We start from the raw sequence: 22,036 nt of genomic DNA, 5'->3' as shown, positions 1-22,036 counted from the left end.
CCTTCGCGCGCGTGCCGCCCGGGGACAGGGGTCGGCGGGGGTGGGGACGGGGATGCGGTGAGGGGGCGGGGTGGTGCCGGGGACGGGACCGGCCTGTCCGCCCAGCCGGCGAAAGCCCGGACGGGTGCCGTGGCGGACGGGCGGGGTCATGAGACCGGCTCCGTCAGTTCACGGTTCTGCGGGATGTCCGCCGTGACGGTCACCGCCGCCGGATCCAGGTCGGCGGGCGTCGGCATCACGCTGCCGGGGAGCCCGACCGCGGCGGCGCCGTGGGCGACGGCGGAGGCGAGAGCCTCGGGACCGGTGCCGCCGGCGATGAGGAAGCCGGCCAGGGAGGCGTCCCCGGCGCCGACATTGCTGCGGACGGCGGACACCCGGGCGCTGCCGAACCAGGCACCGGCGTCCGCCACCAGGAGCTGTCCGTCGGCGCCCAGGCTCGCCAGGACGGCGCGGGCGCCCAGCGCGCGCAGTTCCTCGGCCGCCTTGAGCGCGTCGCCCACGGTGGCCAGGGGGCGGCCGACGGCTTCCGCCAGCTCCTCGGCGTTCGGCTTCACCACGTCGGGCCGCGCGCGCAGCGCCTCCAGGAGGGCGCGCCCCGAGGTGTCCAGCGCGATCCGCGCACCGGCGGCGTGCGCCCGGGTGACGAGGTCGGCGTACCAGGAGGGGGCGAGCCCGCGGGGCAGGCTGCCGCAGCAGGCGATCCAGTCGGCGGCGCGGGAGTGCGACCGTACGGTGTCCAGCAGGAGTTCCTGTTCGGCCGCCGACAGTTCGGGGCCCGGCGCGTTGATCTTCGTGAGCACCCCGTCGGCTTCCGCGAGCGCGATGTTGGAGCGGGTGGCGCCGGCGACCGGGACCGGCGCGACCTCGATGCCCTGTGCGTCCAGCAGGTCGGCGACGAGCGCGCCCGGCGCGCCGCCGAGGGGCAGGACGGCGAGGGTGCGCCGGCCGGCGGCGGCGACGGCCCGGGAGACGTTCACGCCCTTGCCGCCGGGGTCCATGCGCTCGCCGTCGGCGCGGATGACCTCGCCGCGCTCCAGGGCGGGCACCTCGTAGGTGCGGTCCAGGGAGGGGTTGGGGGTGACGGTGAGGATCATGCGCGCACTACTTCCGTGCCGCCGCGCTCGATGGCGGCGGCGTCGTCCGGGCTCAGCCCGCTGTCGGTGATCAGCAGGTCCACGTCGCCCAGGCCGCCGAAGCGGGCGAAGTGCTCCTGGCCGTGCTTGCCGGAGTCGGCCAGCAGCACCACCCGCCGCGCGGCGCCGACCGCGGCCCGTTTGACCGCGGCCTCGGCGAGGTCGGGGGTGGTCAGGCCGTGCCCGGCGGAGAAGCCGTTGGCGGCGACGAACAGCACGTCGGCGCGGATCTCGCCGTACGCGCGCAGCGCCCAGGCGTCCACGGCGGCGCGCGTACGGTGCCGTACCCGGCCGCCCACCAGGTGGAGCTGGATGCCCGGGTGGTCGGCGAGCCGGGCGGCGATGGGCAGGCTGTGCGTGACGACGGTGAGGGACGACTCCAGCGGGATGGTGGCGGCGAGGCGGGCCACCGTCGTACCGGCGTCGAGGATCACCGTGCCCTCGGCGGGCAGTTCGGCGAGGGCCGCCTTGGCGATGCGGTCCTTCTCGTCGGCGGCGGTGGACTCGCGCTCGGCGAGGTCCGGCTCGAAGTCGAGGCGGCCGGCCGGGATGGCACCGCCGTGCACCCGGCGGACCAGGCCGGCGCGGTCGAGGGCCTTCAGGTCGCGGCGGATCGTCTCCGCGGTGACCTGGAACTCCTCGGCCAGCGACAGCACGTCCACCCGGCCGCCGTCCCGGGCGAGCCGGAGGATCTCCTGCTGCCGCTCCGGTGCGTACATGTCCGTTCGCCTCCGCCTCGTGCCCGAACGTGTGGTTTCCCAAGGAGGCTACGTCCGGGTTCCCGGAAAGTAAACAGGTTCGGACTTCAATCGGGCACGAGCGGACTTATGGGCGGACTCGGATTCCCGGGTGCCGCGTCCGGCCGTGACGACGAGGGGCCCGGCACCCGACCGGTGCCGGGCCCCTCGTCGGGTCCCCTCGTCGTGACGCGGTCAGCCCGCCGGCTGCGGCTCGGGCTCCCGCTCCACCGCCGGCGTCACCTCCACGGCCTGCGCCGGCGTCTCCTCCCCCGCGCCCTCCACGTGCTGGGCCGGGCGCTTGGGCAGAGCGGACATCAGCAGGAAGATCACGCCCATGATCCCGGCGACGTACCACAGCGCGTGCTGGAAGGCGTGTACGAAGGCCGGGCCGACCCGGTCGGGGGCGAGCCGGTCGCCGATCTGCCCGTAGAAGACCACCGCCACCAGTCCCAGCCCGAGCGCGTTGCCCATCTGCTGCACGGTGTTGATCAGCCCGGACGCGGAACCGGCGTGCTCGCGCGGCACCTCCGAGAGCACCGCGTCGGTCAGCGGGGCGACGATCAGGCCCATGCCGAGTCCCATCACGACCAGCGGCAGGGCCATCTGCCAGGAGGCGATGGCGAGGCCGTAGTGGCCGGCCTCCCACAGGTAGAGCAGCACGCCCGCGCCCATCACCAGCGCGCCCGCCTGGAGCACCTTGCGGCCGAACCGCGGCACCAGCTGCTGCACCGACAGCCCGGCCGCCGTGGACACCGCGAGCGAGAACGGCACCCCGGTCAGCCCGGCCCGCAGCGGGCTCCAGCCCAGGCCGACCTGCATGTACAGCGTCCAGACCAGGAAGAAGATGCCGAGCGCGACCCCGAACACGGTCTGTACGGCGATGCCGGCGGCGAAGCTCTTCACCCGGAACAGCGACAGCTCGACCAGCGGGGAGCCGTCCCGCGCCGCCTTGCGCCGCTCGTACGCCACCAGCCCCGCGAAGACGACGAGGGCGCCGGCCATCGAGACGTACCCCCACAGCGGCCAGCCCAGCTCGCGCCCGCGGATCAGCGGGTAGAGCAGCATGAGCAGGCCCAGCGTGACCAGGGCGACCCCGACGAGGTCCAGCTTCAGCGCCTTGGGGGCGCGGGACTCGGTGATGAAGCGGCGGCCCAGCAGCCAGGCGAGCACGCCGACGGGCAGGTTGATGAGGAAGATGGGCCGCCATTCGAGGCCGAACAGGTTCCATTCCGTCAGCAGGGCGCCGAGCAGCGGTCCGGAGACCGCGCCGAGGCCGACGATCGCGCCGAACAGGCCGAAGACCTTGCCGCGTTCGTGGGCCGGGAAGGTGGCGTGCACGATCGACAGCACCTGCGGCACCATCAGCGCGGCCATGCCGCCCTGGAGGAACCGGGAGGCGACGAGCATCTCCGGGTTCGTCGCGAAGCCGCACAGGGCGGAGGCGAGGGTGAAGCCGCCGATGCCGACGAGGAACAGCCGCTTGCGGCCGTGGATGTCACCGAGCCGGCCGCCGGTGATCAGTCCGGCGGCGAAGGCGAGGGCATAGCCGGCGGTTATCCACTGGATCTGGCCCACCGAGGCGTGTTCGTTCCGCTGGATGGACGGGATGGCGATGTTGACGATCGTCACGTCCACGAGGTCCATGAAGGCCGCGGTCATGACGATGGCCAGGGCCAGCCAGCGGGTGCGGTCGGAGGGTGGGGCGGGAGGCGCCGTCGGAGTGGTCATGAGGAGGAATCTAGGGCCGCTATAGGTCAGATCTTGACCTATAGGCGCGGCATGCTCGTAGGCATGACGACCGACACACCGGCCCGGCTGCTCCAGCTGCTGTCCCTGCTCCAGACGCCCCGGGAGTGGCCCGGGGGCGAGCTGGCCGACCGGCTGGGGGTGTCCCGGCGGACCGTGCGGCGGGATGTGGACCGGCTGCGGGAGCTGGGGTATCCGGTGCAGGCGACGAGGGGCGCGGACGGCGGGTACCGGCTGGTCGCGGGCAAGGCGATGCCGCCGCTGGTGCTGGACGACGAGGAGGCCGTGGCGATCGCGGTGGGCCTGCGGGCGGGTGCCGGGCACGCCATCGAAGGGGTGGACGAGGCGGCCGTACGGGCGCTGGCCAAGCTGGAGCAGGTGCTGCCGTCCCGGCTGCGCCACCGGGTGTCCACGCTCCAGGCCGCGACGACGCCGCTGGCCCTCGGCGACGGGCCGGGCATCGCGCCGGAGACGCTGACCGTGATGGCGTCCACGGTGGCGGGGCACGAACGGCTGCGGTTCGCCTACCGCGACAAGGACGGCAGCGCCTCCCGCCGGCTGACCGAGCCGCACCGGCTGGTGTCGACGGGACGGCGCTGGTACCTGGTGGCCTACGACGTCGACCGGGCGGACTGGCGCACCTTCCGGGTGGACCGGGTCAGCGAGCCGTTCGCGACCGGCGTCCGGTTCGCGCCGCGGGAGCTGCCGGCGGGGAGCGCCGCCGAGTACCTGCGGCAGTCCATCCACCGGCGGCAGGAGACGTACGCCTTCGAGGTGCGGTTCGCCGGGCCGGCGGAGCAGGTCTCCGCGCGCCTTCCCGCCTGGCTCGGGGTGCCCGAGGACGACGGTACGGGCGGCTGCGTCCTGCGGGGCACCACGGGCGACCCCATGGAGTGGCTGGCGGTCCGGCTGGCGATGACGGGGGTGGAGTTCGCGGTGCGCGGTCCGGGCGGGCTGGTGGAGTGCGTACGGCAGTTGGGCGACCGCCTGACCAGGGCCGCGAACGCCGGACCGGAGGGGCCGTAGGGGTCCTAGGGACCCGTCAGGGCCGCAGGGGTCGTAAGGGCCGTACGGACCCGTAAGGGCCGTAGCGACCGATAGGACCCGTAAGGCCTGTAAGGCCCGTAAGGGGCCTACGGGACCTCAGGGCTGTAGGGCCGTCGCTTCCGGCCGGTCGTCCTCGGGGGTTCCCGGCCACGCGAAGTCCCGCAGCGCGCGCAGGTTGCGTACGGCCAGGCCTGCCGGACCCTCGGGGCCGGTGGGGTGGGTCGCCGTGGCGGCCCAGGACTCCACGGCGACGCGTACGGCGGCCCCGGCCACGGCCGCCGCGAACCGGAGCCGCGGGGTGAGCGGCACCGGCTCCGGGGCCTCCTGGGCCACCGGCGCCGTCGGGCCGCCCTCCCGGACCGCGAGGATCTCCGCCAGCGCGCCCTCCGACGCCTGGCACACCTCCGCCCAGACCTTGCGCAGGGCCGGACTGGTGTCGGCCAGGCGGACCAGCGTGCGCAGCCACTCCCAGGACGCGGCGGAGACGCCGAGGCCGGGGGTGAGGGTGTGGCGGACCGCGTGTTCCAGGGCCTGCGGGACGGGCAGGCCGGCCGGGGCCGTGCGGACCGCCTCGATCCAGCGCTGGGCGCCGGCGGCGTAGAGGGGGGCGACCGCCTCCTCCTTGGTGGCGAAATAGCGGTAGAACGTGCGCGGGGCGATGCCCGCGGCCTGGGCGATGTCCTCGGCGCGGGTCGCCCGCAGGCCCTGCCGCACGAAGAGGGCCGCCGCCGCCCGGGCGATCTCCATCCGTGTCTCGGCCTTCCGGCGTTCGGTGAGGGACACCGGCACGGAGGCGGAAAACGGCTGGTGGGCGGGGGTTTGGGTGGTGCTCATGCCCGGCAGGCTATGCCCGTGTGGCAGAATCTGCCATCCGGCGGTCCACCCCGGGGTTCAGGTACGGGGTGGGCCGCCGTTCCAGTACCCGGCCCCCCGCGAGGGGTGGTGGCACCCTCACCGGACAGAAGAGGCCGGGCCCCGGCGCCTGGGGGGGGATAGGCGCCGGAGCCCGGCTCGGGAGGTCCCGGCGCCGGGGGGGATCGCGACGGGACGTGGCTCACGTGGGTCGGCCGGCGTCGTCGTCGGCCAGGGGTGCGGTGTGGGGGTGTGGGGAGTGCCGCCCCGGGCCCGCTTGCGGGCCCGGAAGGGTTGTTCCCTCGCGCCCGGCCGTTGAAGCGACGGGACCGCGCCATGTTTGCGCCGTCTTCCGCCACCCGCGCCGCCCGGCGCGCGCACCGCCTCGCGCGGTGCGCCCCGGGACGCTTCCCCTACGGCAGGCCCCGGAGGGCCGGGTGTCACGCCGCCGCGTCGAACCCCGTGTCGCGGGCCAGCTTCTTCAGCTCCAGCAGGGCGTGCTTCTCGATCTGGCGGATCCGCTCACGGGTGAGACCGTGCTCCTTGCCGACCTCGGTCAGGGTGCGCTCGCGGCCGTCCTCGATGCCGTACCGCATCTTGATGATGGAGGCCGTGCGCTGGTCCAGGCGGCCGATCAGGTCGTCCAGCTCCTCGCTGCGCAGCAGGGTGAGGACCGACTGCTCCGGGGAGACCGCCGAGGTGTCCTCCAGCAGGTCGCCGAACTGGGTCTCGCCCTGGTCGTCCACCGACATGTTCAGCGAGACCGGGTCGCGGGCCCAGTCCAGGACGTCGACGACGCGCTCCGGCGTCGAGCCCAGCTCCGCGGCGACCTCCGCGGGCTCCGGGTCGCGGCCGTGCTCACGGTTGAACTCGCGCTGCACGCGGCGGATGCGGCCCAGCTCCTCCACCAGGTGGACGGGGAGCCGGATCGTGCGGGACTGGTCGGCGATGGAGCGGGTGATGGCCTGACGGATCCACCAGGTGGCGTACGTCGAGAACTTGAAGCCCTTGCGGTAGTCGAACTTCTCCACGGCGCGCACCAGGCCGGCGTTGCCCTCCTGGATCAGGTCCAGCAGGGGCAGACCGCTGCGCGGGTAGCGCCGGGCGACCGCGACGACCAGGCGGAGGTTGGAGCGGATGAAGACGTCCTTGGCGCGCTCACCGGCGGCCACCAGGGCCTGAAGTTCCTCGCGGGTGGCGTCCGAGCGGGACTCCTCCTCGCCGTCCAGCACCTGCTGCGCGAACACACCCGCCTCGATGGTCTGGGACAACTCGACTTCCTTGGCGGCGTCGAGCAGCGGCGTACGCGCGATCTCGTCCAGATACATGCCGACCAGGTCGCGGTCTGCGATCTCGCCGCCATGAGCGCGAACACTGCTTGCCGAGTCGGCCGTCTCGCCGGTGGCGGACTGACGACGGGCGACGGCACGGGTTGCCATGCGTGCTCCCTTGCGATGGTGGTCGGGCGGGTGGTCCTGCGAACGCGCGGCACTGAAGGGGCTGTCTCCGGGACTCTCTCCGAGTGCCCTGCATCCGAGGGAAACAACGACTGGAATCCGGACAGAATTCCCAACCCGACCCGCGATTTTTCTGATCATGCAGTACCCTGTCCGCCACTTGGGGAGGCGAAATGCCGTCGGAACGGGTCGAAGCGCAGGTCAGACCGGGGGTCGAGGCGGACCTCGAAGCGCTGACGGAGATCTACAACCACTACGTCCGTGAGACGGCCATCACATTCGACACCGCGGTGTTCACCCCTTCGGAGCGCCGCTCCTGGCTGCTCTCCCACCCGGAAGACGGCCCCCACCGGCTGATGGTTGCCACGGACACCGGCGCCCAGCGGATCCTGGGCTACGCCACCTCCAGCCCCTTCCGGCCGAAGCCCGCGTACGGGACGTCCGTGGAGACCTCGGTGTACGTCGCCCCCGACGCGGGCCGGCGCGGCATCGGCACCCTGCTCTACGACGCCCTGTTCAAGGCCCTGGCCGGGGAGGACATACACCGCGCCTACGCCGGGATCGCCCGGCCCAACGAGCCCTCCGAGCGGCTGCACGCCCGCTTCGGCTTCCGGCACGTCGGCACGTTCCACGAGGTCGGCCGCAAGTTCGGCCGCTACTGGGACGTGGCCTGGTACGAGAAGGAACTCTGAGCGAGGCGGTACGGGAAGGAGCTCCGCCCGGGGCGCCACACCCCGGGCCGCTCCTCATCCGAACTGCACGGACCGCTTCGCCATTCCCATCCAGAACCCGTCGATCACCGACTTCTGCCCGTCCAGATCGCCGCCGGCCTCCGCCGCGCCCATGGTGACGAAGAGCGGGGCGAAGTGTTCGGTGCGCGGATGGGCGTAGCGGCCGGCCGGGGCCTTGTCCAGGAAGTCGAGCAGGGCGTCCCAGTCGCGGGCCTCCAGGGCGCGCCGGCCCCAGTCGTCGAACTCCGCCGACCAGCTCGGCACGCCCGGCCCGGTGTGCCGCAGGGCGGCGAGGTTGTGGGTGAAGAAGCCGGAGCCGACGATCAGCACGCCCTCGTCGCGCAGCGGGGCGAGCCTGCGGCCGAGGTCCATCAGGCGGACCGGGTCGAGGGTGGGCAGGGAGATCTGCAGGACGGGGACGCCGGCGTCCGGGTACATCTCGACGAGCGGCACGTAGGCGCCGTGGTCCAGGCCCCGGTCGGGGATGTCCTGTACGGGGAGCCCGGGGGCGCGCAGCAGCTTGCGGACGGCGTCGGCGAGCGCGGGGGCGCCCGGGGCGGCGTAGCGGACCCTGTAGTAGCGCTCGGGGAAGCCCCAGAAGTCGTAGACGAGCGGGACGGTCTCGACCGCGCCGAGGGCGAGCGGGGCCTCCTCCCAGTGGGCGGAGACCATGAGGACGGCGCGCGGGCGGGGCAGGGCGGCGGACCAGGCGGCGAGCTGGCCGGGCCAGACCGGGTCGTCGGCGAGCGGCGGGGCGCCGTGGCTGAGGTACAGGGCGGGCATGCGCTCCTGGACGGTGGCGGACATCGCGGCGGCTCCCGTGGGTCTGACCCTGCTTGAACTCTCAAGTTTCAGCCCGGAACCCTACCCGTCGCTTGTTCAAGTTTCAAGAAGCCGCCTCGTAGAGTGGATACATGAACAAGGCACCGGACTCCGCCGCAGGGCCCCGCTGGCTGACCGACGAGGAACAGCACGTCTGGCGCGCCTATCTGCACGCCACCACCCTCCTGGAGGACCACCTCGACCGGCAGCTCCAGCGCGACGCCGGGATGCCGCACGTCTACTACGGCCTGCTCGTCGGCCTCGCCGAGGCCCCGCGCCGCCGGCTGCGGATGACCGAGCTGGCGATGCAGGCGAAGATCACCCGCTCCCGGCTCTCGCACGCCGTCGCCCGGCTGGAGAAGAACGGCTGGGTCCGCCGGGAGGACTGCCCCGCCGACAAGCGCGGCCAGTTCGCCGTGCTCACCGACGAGGGCGTCGAGGTGCTGCGGCGCACCGCGCCCGGCCATGTGGCCGCCGTGCGCCAGGCGCTGTTCGACCGGCTGAGCCCGGAACAGCAGAAGGCCCTCGGCGAGATCATGGAGATCGTCGCCGAGGGCCTCCAGCCCAAGGAAGCGGGTGCGGACCTGCCCTGGCTCCGCTAGCTCACCGGTGGCTCACCGGGCGGTCAGTGGGCCACCACCGGCACCGGGAGCTCGTCCTCGGCGCCCTCGCCCGCCGTCACGGGGGCCATGCTCGGGCGGCCGGCGTTGACGAAGGTGAACGCGATCAGCGAGGCGAGCGCCAGGATGCCGACGGCGACCCAGATCGCGGCCGTGTAGCCGTGGACCATGCCCTGGAGGCCCACCAGCTGCTGCTGCGGCCGGCCGGTGGCGCCGGCGATGTGGTCCTTGACGTACGAGGTGGTCGCCGAGGAGGCGATCGTGTTCAGCAGGGCGGTGCCGATCGCGCCGCCCACCTGCTGCGAGGTGTTGACCATCGCGGAGGCGACACCGGCGTCCCGGGGCTGGACCCCCTGGGTGGCCAGGGACATCGCCGGCATGAACGCCGTACCCATGCCGAGGCCGAGCAGCAGCATGGCGGGCAGCAGCAGCGCCGGGTACGAGGAGTCGATCTCCAGCTGGGTCAGCAGCAGCATGCCGACGCCGGCGACCAGGAAGCCGGGGCCCATCAGCAGCCGGGCCGGCAGCCGGGTCATCAGCCGGGTGCCGATCTGGGTGGAGCCGGTGATCATGCCGACCACCATCGGCAGGAAGGCGAAACCGGTCTTGACCGGCGAGTAGCCCTTCACGATCTGCAGGTAGTAGGTCAGGAAGAGGAACAGGCCGAACATGCCGATGATCGCGAGACCCAGCGAGAGGTAGATACCGCCGCGGTTGCGGTCGGTCACCACGCGCAGCGGCAGCAGCGGGGCCTTGACCTTGGCCTCGACCAGCACGAACGCCAGCAGCAGCACGACGGAGGCGACGAACATCGTCACGGTCACCGTGTCGCTCCAGCCGTCGGACTCGGCGCGGGTGAAGCCGTAGACGAGCGCGACCAGGCCGAGGGTGGACAGCAGGACGCCCGGGATGTCGAGCGGGTTGCGGTTGCGGCCGCCCTCCGGCTCGCGGATGACGAAGTAGGCGCCGGCCGCGGCGACCACGGCGAACGGGACGTTCACGAAGAAGGTCCAGCGCCAGTTCAGGTACTCGGTGAGGAAGCCGCCGAGGATCAGGCCGACGGCACCGCCGCCGCCCGCGATGGCGCCGTAGATGCCGAACGCCTTGGCGCGCTCCTTGGCGTCCGTGAACATCACGGCGAGCAGGGACAGCGCGGCCGGGGCGAGCAGCGCGCCGAAGACACCCTGGAGGGCGCGGGCGCCGAACATCAGCGGGCCGGTGGTGGCGGCGCCGCCGAGCGCGGAGGCGGCGGCGAAGCCGGCCAGGCCGAGCACGAAGGTGCGCTTGCGGCCCCACAGGTCGGCGACCCGGCCGCCGAACAGCAGCAGACCGCCGAAGGCGAGCGCGTAGGCCGTGATCACCCACTGCTTGTTGCCGTCGGATATGCCCAGGTCCTCCTGGGCGGCGGGCAGGGCGATGTTCACGATGGTGGCGTCCAGGACGACCATCAGCTGGGCGAGCGCGATGAAGACGAGCGCCTTCCAGCGGTTGGCGTCACCGCTCGGGGCGGCGAGGCCGGCAGCCTTGCGGGCTGTTTCGGACATGGGGATACCCACTTCAGGACTTCGGAGCCTTGGTACTCAGGGCTGGTGACGGACAGCGTGGTGAGGATCGGCGTGCTGAAAAATGCTGAGAAAACGGAGTAAGGCGGAACGGTGAACAGAAAGGGAACGGCCGTACGAACCGCCGTACTGTCGGTGGACCGGGCGCGGGAGCTGAACTAATCGGTCAGGAGGCGCGCAGCTCCTTGATGCTGAGGGCCGTGCCCGGCAGGGCGGAGCGGGCGGGCGCCCGCAGGCCGTCGAGGAACAACTGCAGCAGGCGGTGGACGAAGCGGTCGCCGCGCGGGCAGTCCGTGCCGGCCGGGGGCCGGCTCAGCTGGCCCACGGCGATCATCAGATCACCCACGCCGACGTCCGGCCGGAGCTGCCCGGCCGCCTTGGCCCGGCCCATGACCTCCTCGATGAGCCGCTCGACGCGCTCACGGGAGGCCTGCAGGTCGGGGTGGTGCTGGTCGAACGTGTCGGACACCATGGGGCACAGCGCACCGATCCGCTCGTCGGCGGCGGCGTGCACGAAGTGCTCCAGGGCGGTGAAGGCGTCCCCGCTCTCCGCGAGGGCCAGCTCGGCCGCCGCGGCCGTACGGTCCATGACGGAGCAGACGACCTCGCGCACGAGGGCGTCCCGGTCGGGGAAGTTGCGGTACACCGTGGCGTTGCCGACGCCGGCCCGGCGGGCGATCTCGTCGATCGGCACGTCCGGGCCGTGCTCGACGATCATCTCCCGGGCGGCGCCGACGATCCGCTCCCGGTTGCGCAGGGCGTCGGCGCGCGGCCGGGTCACCTTGCGCTCGGCGGGGGCGGTGGCGGTGGGCACGGCGTACTCCTTGGATCGAGGGGGCGTTCCGGGGAAGGACTCCCCGTTTCGCTCGGACACAGGGCTAAACGGGGAGAGCGTCCCCGGTTATTTCCGATCCCGCCGCAGAATCGTTGTGACCTGGAGCACAAGCACCGTCCGCCGGGTTTCACCCGGTCGCGGACCCGGTTTCCCACCTTCGGTCTCCTCCAGCGCGCGCCCGCCGCCCCGCCACCCCAGGGTGAGCGCAAGGGTGCAGCCGACACACCGGTGGCTGCCGTGGCGCGAAAGGTCCCTGCATGCAGCCGCAGCCGCAGCCCCGCCGCCGCATACGCCCGCGCCGGGTGGCCGCCCTGACCCTGGTGAGCGCGCTGACCCTCGCGGTCGGCACCTCGGCCGGGAGCGGACACCTGACGGCGCCCACCGCCGCCGGGCCCCTCGGACCGGCCCGCTCCACCGCGCTGCTGCCCTGCATGATCCGTGGCGGTCTGGACGTGCAGATGACCGAGGGCCTGCCCACCCCGCCCGGCTACTCCCGCTCCACCGGCACCGTCCACGCCCTGACCCTGATGGTCGACTTCCCCGACGCGCCCGGCGAGGGCGACCCGATGGACCGCTTCCACGAGTTCTTCCCGCGCACCCAGGACTGGTTCCACACCGCGTCGTACGGCCGCCTCGACTACCGCCCCGAGACCCCCGTCACCACCTGGCTGCGCATGCCGAAGCCGTTCCAGGAGTACGGCATAGAGCGCGGCGCGCCCTTCGACCCCGGCTACCGCAGCCTGGTGCAGGATCTCGTGGCCGCCGCCGACCCGGCGGTGGACTTCCGCGACTACGACCTGCTGAACGTGCTCGTCACCCCGAACGCCGGCCCCTCCGCCCTGGACACCGTGCTGTCCGTGACCTTCGCCGGCAACGAGGACGCCCCGGTTGCCGACGGTGTGCGCATCTCCAACGCCTCCTTCGTCTACTCCCGCCAGGACGACGGCTCCGGCTCCTACGACCGCACCGGGTACCGGGTGCTGCCGCACGAGAACGGCCACACCTTCGGCCTGCCCGACCTGTACACGCAGGACGGCGGGGGCGCGGTCGGGCACTGGGACATCATGAGCGAGGACTGGGGGGCCAACAACGACCTGCTCGGCTGGCACAAGTGGAAGCTGGGCTGGCTGGACGGCGGGCAGGTCGGGTGCGCGGCGGCACCGGGCGGCGCCGACTTCACCCTCTCCCCGCTGTTCCAGCAGGGCGGCGGCAAGCTGGTCCTCATCCCGGTCACCGCGCGCACCACCTATGCGCTGGAGGTCCGCGCCCAGGGCGGCAACGACGAGGCGGTGTGCCGTCCCGGCGTCCTGATCTACCGGATCGACGCGGCGGTGGACACCGGCCGCGGCCCGGTCACCGTCTTCGACAGCCACCGCGGCAGCGGCGGCTGCACCCGCAGCCCCAACGTCCACGCGGAACTCTCCGACGCCCCGTTCGCCCCCGGCGAGACCTTCGAGGACCCACGGCACGGCATCAGCGTGCGGGTGGTCTCGACGGACGCGGAGGGCAACTACCGGGTCCGGGTGAGCCGGGGCGGCGCAGTGGTGCAGGCGGCGGACGAGTCCTGACCCGCCGCCCAGCCCGGTACGGGGTTCACGAGCACCTCTGCCGCCCGTACGACGACCTGTCCCCGCCGCCCGTCCCGGTACGGGGTTTACCGTAGGCGTGCCCCGACGCCGTACCGGAGAGACGATGCCCGCGATGACCGCAGTGGAGGCCGGCGCCCGTGCCGGGGCCGGGGTGCCGGCGGAGGCGGTCGGACCGCTGGTGCGCGGAGTCGGGGTGCTGCGCCGGCTGGCCGAGGCGGGCGGCACGCTGAGCCCGAGCGCGCTGGAGCGGGCCACCGGACTGGCCCGCTCCACGGTGGACCGGATCACCGCGACCCTGGCCCGCATGGGCTACGTACGCCTCGACGGCCGGGACGTCGTCCTCACCCCGGGCGTGCTGGAGCTGGGCAACGCCTACCTGGCCGCCCTGCGGCTGCCCGCCCTGCTCGGCGCGCGCGCCGACGCCCTCGCCGACGAGCTGGACGAGTCGGTGTCGCTGGCGGTCGCCGACCGCGACGGCATCCGCTTCATCCACCAGGCCACCCGCCGCCGGGCGCTGTCGGTCAGCTTCCGCATCGGCGACCTGCTGCCGGCCGAACGGACCGCGCCCGGCGCGCTGTTCGCCACCGAGTGGACGGAGCGGGACTGGGCCCGCTGGCGCACCCGCCGGGCCGAGGACCCGCGGGACACGGCGTTCCCGGCCGTCCCCCCGCGCCCGGAACCCGCCCCGGCCCACGACACCGCCCGCACCACCGACACCGCTGCCGCCGTCGAGGCGGCCTTCGCGGACCGGGTGGGGGCGGCCCGCCGGGACGGCTGGGCCGTGGACGACCAGCTGATCGAACCGGGCCTGGTCGCGGTGTCCGCCCCGGTGCGCGACCCCCGCACCGGCCGCGTGGCCTGCGTGGCGAGCGTGGTCAGCCACACCAGCCGGCACCCGGCGGCGGAGCTGCCCGCCGCCCTGCTGCCCCGGCTGCGTACGGCGGTGGCGGCGATGGAGGCCGACCTGCGCACCGCGCCCCCGCCCGAGCCGGGGCCCGCGCCCGCCGGACTCGCGACCTGGACCACGGCGTCCAAGCAGGAACTGGGCCGGGACTTCGTGGAGTCGCTGGCCCGGGGCCTGACGGTGCTGACCGCGTTCGGCGAGGGCCGCCCGGCGCTGTCCCTGACGGACGTGGCCCGGGCGACCGGACTGCCCCGGGCGACCGCCCGCCGGGCCCTGCTCACCCACGAGTACCTGGGCCTGGTGGCCGCCGCCCCGCACGAGGACCGCGCCTTCGCCCTCACCCCGCGCGTGCTGGACCTCGGCTTCCCGCCGCTGTCCCGGACGACGCTGCCCCGCCTGGCGGAACCGCATCTGCGGGCGCTGGCGGACCGGGTGGCCGAGCCGGCGGCGCTGGCGGTGCTGACCGCCGACGGCACGGAGATCCAGTACACGGCGGGCGCGGGGACGGGCGGTGTGCTGACCGTGCGCATACCGGTGGGCGCGCGCCTGCCGGCCGCCGCGACCTCCCTGGGCCGCGTCCTCCTGGCGGACACCGGCGCCCCCGCCGCTCCCGAACTGGCCGAGGCCAGGGCCCGGGGCTACGCGCTGGTCGACGAGGAACTGGAGTCCGGGCTGCGCTCGGTCGCCGTACCGGTCCGGGACCGCACGGGCCGCGCGGTCGCCGCCGTGAACGTGGCCACGCACGCGGCCCGCCGCAGCCTGGAGGACTGCGTCGAGCACCTCCTGCCCGCGCTCCGCGCGACGGCCGACGACATCCAGCGCGACCTGCACCGGGCGTCCCGCTTCACCAAGGTCCCCACGACCTGACTCCCGCTCGGCGCGTCTTGCTCCGCGCACGCAAGAGCACCCCGAGGGCGGCCACCGGCGACGGGCCCACCGAGCCGCGCAGCACCTCCGGACCGCGGGCCCGCACGGCCGAGGCGGTCAGCAACTCCACCTCGACCAGCACCTCCAGCAAGGGCCGGCTGGTCGCCGGGACGAGGCCGGACACCGCCCGGGCCCGCCGCAGGGCGGCCTCCGCCAGCCCGACCTGGTCCCGGACCAGCTCCCGCACCCCGGGCGCCGCCCGCCCGGCCGCCAGGTCCTCCCTCCGCACCGAGAAGCGCTCCAGCGTCCCGGCCGGGACGCCCAGCCGCCCCTCGGCCAAGTCCTCGGCGATGTCGTTGACGAAGTCGAGCCGCTGACTGCCGTCGATGAACGCCCGGCAGACGGCGCGATAACGGCCGTCCTCGGCGTCCGGACCCAGCAGACAGCCGATCAGCATGAAGGCGGGCAGGGAGTAGGCATCCACGTAGCCCTGGTAGTCGTCCTCACCGGCGAACCCGGCGAACTCCAGTTCGGCGGGCGCGCAGTCCAGGTACGCGTCCAGCGCCGCACGCATCCGCGGATGGACGGCAACGGTATGAACGAGCGCTCGCAGCAGCGGATCATCCCCGCGCCCCGTCTCCAGCGCCGCCCGCACCCGCCGCTCCCAGACCGCCCACGCCTCCACCCGCCGCGCTCGCGACCCGGTGTCCAGCAGGTTGTCCCCGTGGTGCATCACGGCGGTCGCCACGACCACGTGGGGCAGCAGCGCGCCGGGCAACAGCGTCCGCACCGCCAGATAGGAGGTCCGCCGGAAACGCGCGACCAGCTCCCGCTGGACTCCGTAGTCCCGCCGCAGCCCCGGCTCCAGGACACCGGCGGCGTCCAGCGCACGCTTCCACCCACTCACGGACCCCACCCTGGCGATGCCCCGGACAGGAGCCGCCCCCGCTCAACCGCACCCCCGGTACACCGAGCACACCACCCGCTACACTGACGACGGCGACCCGACCCTCACCGGTCGATCACCACCCGGCCTTCGTAGCTCAGGGGATAGAGCACCGCTCTCCTAAAGCGGGTGTCGCAGGTTCGAATCCTGCCGGGGGCACAGTGTCTGACCAGGCACGGAGCTTCAAACAGCCCCCTCGGAGTGATCTCCGAGGGGGCTGTTTTCGTGTGTGCGGGGACGTAACGCTAGGCGACGTCCTGGTTACAGGGTTTTCTACCGACCCCACGGGGGCATCGGCGGCCTCCTGCTCGAACTCAGGCATCAGCGAGGTGCAGGTGTCCGTGTGGCTCGCGATCACCCCAACCGGAGAAGTGACCGCTCACCTCGCGGCGGGAAGTACCTCCAAGGTCACCTGGATCAGCCTGGATGGCGCCGCCTGCCGTCTGGACCACCCGACGAGGTTGACCGAGTCGAGCCCGTCACCGCCCGGCAGCGGTCTGGCTGGCCCTCCATTCAGAAGCCTCGGGCGTGTCCTGGAACTCCAGGAGGTGCTGTCCGGCGAACCGCTGCAGGGCAGCGCGTACGTCTGCCGGTGTGACGTAGAAGAACTCGCGGCGTAGGTTCACCCGGTTGACGCGGCGGGACTCGAACTCCTGGTGCAGGCGGCGTTCCAGGCCGACGGCGTCCTCACTGAAGATCAAGGCGTGTACGTCGAAGCGGAAGGGGACGGACGCATCCCCGAGTTCGATGACGCGGTCCATGGGATCGAGGCGCCGGGTCATACCGATCTTGACCATGCGTTCGCCGAACGCTCCGACGTTGGAGATGACGTAGACGTATCCGGCCCGGATGTTGGCCTCGCGGGCCTCGACCGTCTCCAGTTCGGCGCCCACCTCGGCAAGCTTTCCTTCAAGTTCGGCGATGGCGGCCTCATCCCCAGTGCCGGAGCGCAGGCGGCGCAGGGCGCCCTCGTAGTGGCTGCGTTCCTTCTCCAGCCGCTGCCGCTCGCGCTCGATCTCGCGCTGCAGGCGCTCCTCCTCGCGCTGCTGGGCTCGTAGCTCTCGCTGCTCCTCCCGCTCGGTCTCCTTCCTCACCAGGTAGTCCGCCGTCAGCTCCAACTCCTGTACCCGCAACTGGTGGTAGTCATCGCCGATGCGGATCTGCATGGTGGCGCCGAGCCGGGCGATCGACTCCCGCGTCTTGCCGAGTCGGTCGATCAGCGAGTCGAGCCGGTGCGGCTTCATGCCGCGCACTGCGTTGTCCGCCTCGGCGTTGTACGCGCGCAGCATCAGCTTGGAGAAGTCACGGACCATCTTGCGGCCCTTGGCAGCTGAGCCGTCCACCATCCAGTACTGGTTCCCGAGCACTGCCCGATCGTCCCTCGCCAACTGCTTATAGCGGGCCTTGAGACTGTCGAGCCGGTCCTTGTAGGCGAGCGCGTCGGCGAGCGGATGGCGGTACTCGTAAATGCCGGCCTCTTGCAGCATCCGCGTCTCATCGGTGAGCACCAGATCCCGGCGCGCGGCCGTGAGGTGCTGTTCGGCCTCCGCCATCTGGCGAGCCATGTCGTCGGCTTGGCGGCGCACGTCAACCAGGGACTGCGCGGCTCTCTCGGCAGCGTGCTCTATCTTCTCGTCGAGGAGAGCGTCGATCCGTCCGATCTCTTGGAGCTTCTCCTCATGCGCGCGGCGCAGTCGCTGCTGCTCGGCGGCTATCTGAGCGCTGTCGGCTCCGATGAGACGACTCAATTGCTCCGTCAGGTGACGGTTGTCTTCCTGTAGACCGCGTACCTGTGTTTCCATCAGCGCCAGCTCGCCCGCCAGACGCGCCGCCTCGGACTCCGCTTGCTTACGGCGCCGGCCGAACAGACCCCCACCTGTGGCCGGGACCGTCGCCTGGGGGCCGTAGGGGGACTGCTGAGGAACGGGTGCGCTCGGCTGCGGCACGGCCCCTTCCGGGATCCAGATCTGCCAGCCTGGGGGTGTGGGCCATGCGGGATCCGGTTCCCAGCCCGGTGGCGGGCTCCACCCCTCCGGCGGTGCGGGCCAGGTGGGCGGCGGGTTGAACCGATAGGTCATGGGGCAACGACTCCTGTCGCGAGGGCGAGAGACGGCCGGCGTAACCCCGATGCCGTCCGGCAGCCAGCGGGCCGAGTCGAACGTACTCGGCCTTGTGGACCTTCGTCCTGCCATCTCCTGTTTTTGGCCCTCCTGGCAGCAGATCCGACGAGGTGGATGAGCCGCAGGGAGCAGTTGGACTCCCGCCGCTGTCAGGATGGCTCTCCGTCGGCAGCGAAGTGCCCTTCGTCCTCGAGGGATCGGTCCGGCGCCCCCGGGCACGGCCGGCCGCCCCTGACGCACCGGGTAAAGGTGAAGCGAAGGTGGCCACCCCTCTGTCCGCGGACAAGTTCCTGTCCGTTCTCAAGAACGCACGACTTGGCGTTGTCGCACACGGATCCTGGCGCACCCACAACCGCGACCGGCACGGCAACTGGGGCCCCGTGAGCGGGGATGATCCACCACACTGGCGCGTACTCCTCCGCGTCTTATACCTCCCCCTGGCCACGCCGCGCGCGCCCACGACCTGTGGCACGAGGTCGCCTCCCTGCAGTCGGCCTGGAACGGATTCCGCACACATGAGGCCGGGAAACCCTGGGAACCTGCAAAAACCACCGAGACATGTTTCTCCGGGTCAAACGCGGTCATGGCGGAGTTTCCCCAGGTCACGACCTTGATCAGAGAAAACTCCTAAAGCGGGTGTCGCAGGTTCGAATCCTGCCGGGGGCACACGGCTGAACAGGGCTTAGGCCCCGGAACTCCCAGGTCAAAGGGGGACCGGGGCCTTTCCCTTTCGTCTGGTAGGACCTCCTAAACGATCATGGAGTTCTCCCAGGTCAGCCCAGAAGCGAGCAACCGCCGCGCCCTGGCCTTCACCAGAACGCGGGGGCTCTGTGCCGGGGTCACTGGGAGGGGCCACCACGCCGAATGACCCCGGCACGCTTACTTGCCCTCCGCATCTCCATGCATCAGGGGGTCACCGACCAGGGGATTCGCCCGATCGAGTGAACGCACGTTCGAATAATGCAGCTTCGTCTACGTGCTCGACATCTCGCTATGCGACTTGGTTGTGCAGGCGGCCGCCCCCCGACGGGGGACGGGGGCGGCCGCGCGGCTCCAGCGCCTACCTCCTGGCCCTTGCCGAAGGATCCGCGCTGGTGGTCTGGCCGTGCCCGGCGCGGTCGGCGTCGCTGCCGGACACGGGTCTGCTGGAGGCTCGGATGGCCTCGGTCTCCTCGTCGGCCAAGGCGTCGAGGTCGGTGACCGGGGTGACATCCTCCAGGGTGATGACGAGACGGGTGGCGAGGACCCAGCGGATACGCCTGGTGTCGCTGAACGGGACACGGCACAGGTCGTTTGTCAGTTGCTCCAGAGTGTGCGGGTGGAAGATCGGGCCGGCCACGCCCCACACCGGCGTGTACCCGACGAGTGCCGCCGCCCAGCCGTGGTCACGCAGCGGCGGGCACTCCTGGACGGCGAGGCGGGCACAGACCGCGTGCACGGGCGGCGACATCGTCCGCTCCCCGGCGGTGATGGGCCGGCCGCCGGACGAGCCGGCCAGGAACAGCGTGCGATCGTCCGGCCGGGTCCCGACCGTTGGGCCGCCGCAGACTTGGCAGAGCAGGCGGCTCATCGCCTGCCGCTGCCGCAGGCCGTTGACGACCACGAAGTCGGGCCGCCCGCCACGCGTGACCGGCATGCGCACCCAAGGAATCCCGTAGTGCCGGTCGATGTGGCTGACCTCGTCTCGGAACCCCAGTCCTGGACCGCCGCGCCCCTCGATGACGGCGAGCGACTGTGGCGGGGTGGGCTCCTTGGTCCAGGCGGTGATGAACGGCACCGGTGTGCCGTTCCAGTACTGGACGGGGCGGATGGGGCTGGTGCCGGTCATCGGCGTAGCTCCAGCAGGAGGTCGTGCAGGGCGCGGCGGGTGTCGCACGGGGCGGCGGGGCCCCTGCACTCGGTGCACCGACCGGGGTGGCTGTTGCGCGCGTTCCACACAGCGTCCCGGGTACAGCGCAGGCATGCGCGGGGGAACCAGCTGAAGCCGTCGTCGGTCACGTGTTTGCCGAGGTCGATGGCCGTCTCGATGGACAACCGTTCGCCGCCCCAGACACACTCGGCGCCCCGCGTCCGGGCGTCGGACAGGAGTTCCAGGCGCGGCAACACGATGTGCGGCACGAGCGCGGCGGGGATAGCCATCAGGCGTGTGCTCGGAGCGGGCAACTCAGGCATCCTTGGCCACCTCCAAGTCGGCCCAGACATATTTCTCCCATGGCAACCGGGTGCAGCCCCACGACTTCGTTACGGCATCGACCAGGGCCAGGCCGCGCCCGCCGCTGGCGAGAGGCCCTGCGGACTGGAGGGCGGGCCAGAGGTCAGGGTGTTTGTCGATGACGATGACCCGGACCGCGTCCGACGGCATCCGGCGCACGATGACCCGGACGGTCGGCGTCTGCGTGTGCTGAACCGCGTTGGTCACCAGCTCGGTTACGACCGTTGCGGCATCGTCCAGTACGCCGAGCAGGCCCCAGTCCTTGAGGACGTCGGCCACGAAGTGCCGCGCGTCCGGCACGGCATTCGTCTGCCGGGGCAGTACGCGGACCTGCGGCAGCGGGGTGGAGGAGGTCACTGAGCACGCCCCTCGTCCCCGGCCGCTGCGGCGAGCGCATGCTTCAGGTGACAGCCACAGGACACGACGGTCCACACCCGCTGACCGGGGCGCCGTTGGACACGGCCCACTGCCTTCATCGCGCGGGCGACCGCACCGCAGTACCAGCACGCTCGCCCGTGGAGCCGGGCAATGCTCACGGGCCCGGCCACTCGAAGCAGCCGCTCAGCGCATCGTCGCATCCTGACCTCCATCTGCCGTCTCTTTCGGACAGACAGAGCATGGGCCGCGACAAGAGCTACAAGGGATACAGCGTGTATTCCCTCAGATGGCGCCGATCCACTCCGTGAACGCGGTCAGCGACTCCGCGTCCGCGCGCTTCAGCCTGCGGATTGTGGCCGCAGCCTCCCGCGCCCACGGGTGCTCGCGAGTGTGCTGCGGCGCGATGAACCGAGCAACCTTCAGCGACTCGAACGCGTCGTCCGGGCGCCCTGTCCACACCTGTGCTCGGGCCAGCTCGATCCAGAATCCGGATCTGCGTTCGGCCGGCATGGAGTTCGGTGGGGTCCACTCTTCTGCGACGTCTAGGGCTGCCTGGATGTGATCGCGGCCCAGGCTGACCGCGACGGACACCTCGTGGGCCTTCACCGAGTCCGGGCCGAACTGGGTACCGTCGTAGGAGTCCTCAGGCAACGTATCGCCGAGCCGTCGTGCCTCGGCGAGGTGGTGCTCGGCGGCATCCGGATTCTCGGCGCGCCCGGCGATGACGGCCGCCCGCATATGCAGAGCGCCACGAGCGGCAGTCGTGTCCCGGCCGATCGGGCTGGGACTTGCGTCGATGGCGCGCTCCAGAGCGGCGAGGCCTTGGGCGTGGGCGCGTGCGGCGAAGAACGTTTCCGTGCGGACGTAGGCAGCGGTGGCCTGAGCGATGCGGTCCTCGGTCTGGTCAGCCGCCCATCGCATCAGATCAACGAGCCTGGCTGACAGGTCCCGGTGTCCGAATTTGTACGCGACCGCGTCTGCCGACCGGGCCGTGGCGGCGAGGAGTTTGGCGGCGCGCAGCCTGTCGGCGCCGGTGCAGTCGTGCAGCGCGGTCAGCGAGCGTGTGAGGAGCCGAGGGGCGTGCTCGGCAATGCGGGCGTACTGCGCGGCCAGTCTCCACTCGGCCAGCTGCGCCACGGCCGTTGCCAGCTGGTGCAACGTGGGCGGCGGGTCGTCGGCGGGGATGTCGTAGGCGGCGATCGCGGCGGAGATGGCAGGGAGGGAGGCGTGCACCCGGCTGTCGGTACGCGTGCTGCCGGTGATGATGTGGCTCGGGTCGACGGCGAGCGCTGCGGCGATCGAGTCCAGAGTGTCGTCACTCGGGGAGCGGGCTCCGCGTTCGATGGCCTTGATGGTGGGGAGGGAGACGAAGGCGGCACGTGCGAGGTCAGCCTGCGTCATGCGGCGGGCGCGGCGGATTATGGCGACGCGGTGGCCGACCTCGCGCGCTGTGTTGCTTGGCATACGAGCTCCGT

General features: G+C 72.3%; 19 protein-coding genes and 1 tRNA gene. 6 read left to right on the top strand and 14 right to left on the bottom strand.

Annotated features, from left to right (window positions below; genetic code table 11):
- Positions 1-146: 146 nt before the first annotated feature.
- The 3 genes from pfkB to IH25_RS0127000 form a co-directional block, all read right to left on the bottom strand.
- Positions 147-1,094, bottom strand: coding sequence for a 1-phosphofructokinase (gene pfkB / locus IH25_RS0127010; RefSeq protein ID WP_030615895.1), 948 nt, complete (start codon positions 1,092-1,094; stop codon positions 147-149).
- Positions 1,091-1,852 carry a DeoR/GlpR family DNA-binding transcription regulator gene (locus IH25_RS0127005; RefSeq protein WP_030615892.1) on the bottom strand — a complete coding sequence of 254 codons (762 nt, stop codon included), beginning with the start codon at positions 1,850-1,852 and terminating at the stop codon, positions 1,091-1,093. The genes pfkB and IH25_RS0127005 overlap by 4 nt, the downstream gene beginning before the upstream one ends.
- A 213-nt stretch (positions 1,853-2,065) precedes the next feature.
- Positions 2,066-3,601 (bottom strand): MFS transporter, encoded by a 1,536-nt coding sequence (locus IH25_RS0127000; RefSeq protein ID WP_030615890.1) that lies wholly within the window; start codon positions 3,599-3,601, stop codon positions 2,066-2,068.
- A 63-nt stretch (positions 3,602-3,664) separates the two neighbouring features.
- Here IH25_RS0127000 and IH25_RS0126995 point away from each other — a divergent pair, with 63 nt between their 5' ends.
- Positions 3,665-4,645 (top strand): helix-turn-helix transcriptional regulator, encoded by a 981-nt coding sequence (locus tag IH25_RS0126995; RefSeq protein ID WP_030615888.1) that lies wholly within the window; start codon positions 3,665-3,667, stop codon positions 4,643-4,645.
- A gap of 117 nt (positions 4,646-4,762) precedes the next feature.
- Here the strand turns inward: IH25_RS0126995 and IH25_RS0126990 are convergent, their stop codons facing one another.
- Positions 4,763-5,413 carry a TetR/AcrR family transcriptional regulator gene (locus IH25_RS0126990; RefSeq protein ID WP_051754135.1) on the bottom strand — a complete coding sequence of 217 codons (651 nt, stop codon included), beginning with the start codon at positions 5,411-5,413 and terminating at the stop codon, positions 4,763-4,765.
- A 545-nt stretch (positions 5,414-5,958) separates the two neighbouring features.
- Complete coding sequence (locus IH25_RS0126985) at positions 5,959-6,957, bottom strand: sigma-70 family RNA polymerase sigma factor (RefSeq protein WP_030615883.1); 999 nt, start codon at positions 6,955-6,957, stop codon at positions 5,959-5,961.
- Between the two features lie 191 nt (positions 6,958-7,148).
- Here IH25_RS0126985 and IH25_RS0126980 point away from each other — a divergent pair, with 191 nt between their 5' ends.
- Complete coding sequence (locus IH25_RS0126980; RefSeq protein ID WP_030615882.1) at positions 7,149-7,667, top strand: GNAT family N-acetyltransferase; 519 nt, start codon at positions 7,149-7,151, stop codon at positions 7,665-7,667.
- A 54-nt stretch (positions 7,668-7,721) separates the two neighbouring features.
- On the opposite strand, the gene IH25_RS0126975 is transcribed toward IH25_RS0126980, so the two are convergent.
- Complete coding sequence (locus IH25_RS0126975) at positions 7,722-8,513, bottom strand: dioxygenase family protein (protein ID WP_030615879.1); 792 nt, start codon at positions 8,511-8,513, stop codon at positions 7,722-7,724.
- 107 nt (positions 8,514-8,620) lie between these two features.
- Here IH25_RS0126975 and IH25_RS0126970 point away from each other — a divergent pair, with 107 nt between their 5' ends.
- Positions 8,621-9,130: a MarR family winged helix-turn-helix transcriptional regulator gene (locus IH25_RS0126970; RefSeq protein ID WP_030615878.1), complete on the top strand. Its 510-nt coding sequence runs from the start codon at positions 8,621-8,623 to the stop codon at positions 9,128-9,130.
- 23 nt (positions 9,131-9,153) lie between these two features.
- On the opposite strand, the gene IH25_RS0126965 is transcribed toward IH25_RS0126970, so the two are convergent.
- Together IH25_RS0126965 and IH25_RS0126960 are read right to left on the bottom strand one after the other, a co-directional pair.
- The gene (locus IH25_RS0126965) at positions 9,154-10,692 is read right to left on the bottom strand and encodes an MFS transporter (RefSeq protein WP_030615876.1); all 1,539 of its coding nucleotides are present in this window, start codon (positions 10,690-10,692) and stop codon (positions 9,154-9,156) included.
- Positions 10,693-10,876: 184 nt separating this feature from the next.
- On the bottom strand, positions 10,877-11,524 hold the full coding sequence (locus tag IH25_RS0126960) for a TetR/AcrR family transcriptional regulator (protein WP_030615874.1): 648 nt from the start codon (positions 11,522-11,524) through the stop codon (positions 10,877-10,879).
- Positions 11,525-11,802: 278 nt separating this feature from the next.
- Between IH25_RS0126960 and IH25_RS0126955 the strand changes: the two genes are divergently transcribed.
- Together IH25_RS0126955 and IH25_RS0126950 are read left to right on the top strand one after the other, a co-directional pair.
- Complete coding sequence (locus IH25_RS0126955) at positions 11,803-13,113, top strand: M6 family metalloprotease domain-containing protein (protein ID WP_030615872.1); 1,311 nt, start codon at positions 11,803-11,805, stop codon at positions 13,111-13,113.
- 124 nt (positions 13,114-13,237) lie between these two features.
- Positions 13,238-14,905: an IclR family transcriptional regulator domain-containing protein gene (locus tag IH25_RS0126950; protein WP_030615869.1), complete on the top strand. Its 1,668-nt coding sequence runs from the start codon at positions 13,238-13,240 to the stop codon at positions 14,903-14,905.
- Here the strand turns inward: IH25_RS0126950 and IH25_RS0126945 are convergent.
- Positions 14,883-15,812, bottom strand: a complete 930-nt coding sequence (locus IH25_RS0126945) for a squalene/phytoene synthase family protein (protein WP_030615866.1) — start codon at positions 15,810-15,812, stop codon at positions 14,883-14,885. The two genes, IH25_RS0126950 and IH25_RS0126945, sit on opposite strands and share 23 nt — an antisense overlap.
- 125 nt (positions 15,813-15,937) lie before the next feature.
- Between IH25_RS0126945 and IH25_RS0126940 the strand changes: the two genes are divergently transcribed.
- A tRNA-Arg gene (locus IH25_RS0126940) sits at positions 15,938-16,010 on the top strand.
- Between the two features lie 320 nt (positions 16,011-16,330).
- Here IH25_RS0126940 and IH25_RS0126935 read toward each other — a convergent pair.
- From IH25_RS0126935 to IH25_RS0126915, 5 genes are all read right to left on the bottom strand, one after another.
- Positions 16,331-17,929 (bottom strand): DUF4041 domain-containing protein, encoded by a 1,599-nt coding sequence (locus tag IH25_RS0126935; RefSeq protein ID WP_245172893.1) that lies wholly within the window; start codon positions 17,927-17,929, stop codon positions 16,331-16,333.
- A gap of 1,102 nt (positions 17,930-19,031) precedes the next feature.
- Positions 19,032-19,799, bottom strand: a complete 768-nt coding sequence (locus IH25_RS0126930; RefSeq protein WP_051754133.1) for a hypothetical protein — start codon at positions 19,797-19,799, stop codon at positions 19,032-19,034.
- The gene (locus tag IH25_RS0126925) at positions 19,796-20,110 is read right to left on the bottom strand and encodes a hypothetical protein (protein WP_030615858.1); all 315 of its coding nucleotides are present in this window, start codon (positions 20,108-20,110) and stop codon (positions 19,796-19,798) included. Before IH25_RS0126925 ends, IH25_RS0126930 begins: the two co-directional genes overlap by 4 nt.
- 25 nt (positions 20,111-20,135) lie before the next feature.
- A complete protein-coding gene (locus IH25_RS0126920) occupies positions 20,136-20,540 on the bottom strand; it encodes an ATP-binding protein (RefSeq protein WP_051754132.1) in 405 nt (134 codons plus the stop codon).
- Between the two features lie 303 nt (positions 20,541-20,843).
- Positions 20,844-22,025, bottom strand: coding sequence for a helix-turn-helix domain-containing protein (locus IH25_RS0126915; RefSeq protein ID WP_030615852.1), 1,182 nt, complete (start codon positions 22,023-22,025; stop codon positions 20,844-20,846).
- Between the last annotated feature and the right edge of the window lie 11 nt (positions 22,026-22,036).

This window comes from Streptomyces achromogenes subsp. achromogenes (assembly GCF_000720835.1).
In the GTDB taxonomy this organism is placed as follows: domain Bacteria; phylum Actinomycetota; class Actinomycetes; order Streptomycetales; family Streptomycetaceae; genus Streptomyces; species Streptomyces achromogenes.
This window is presented reverse-complemented; position numbering and strand designations above follow the sequence as displayed.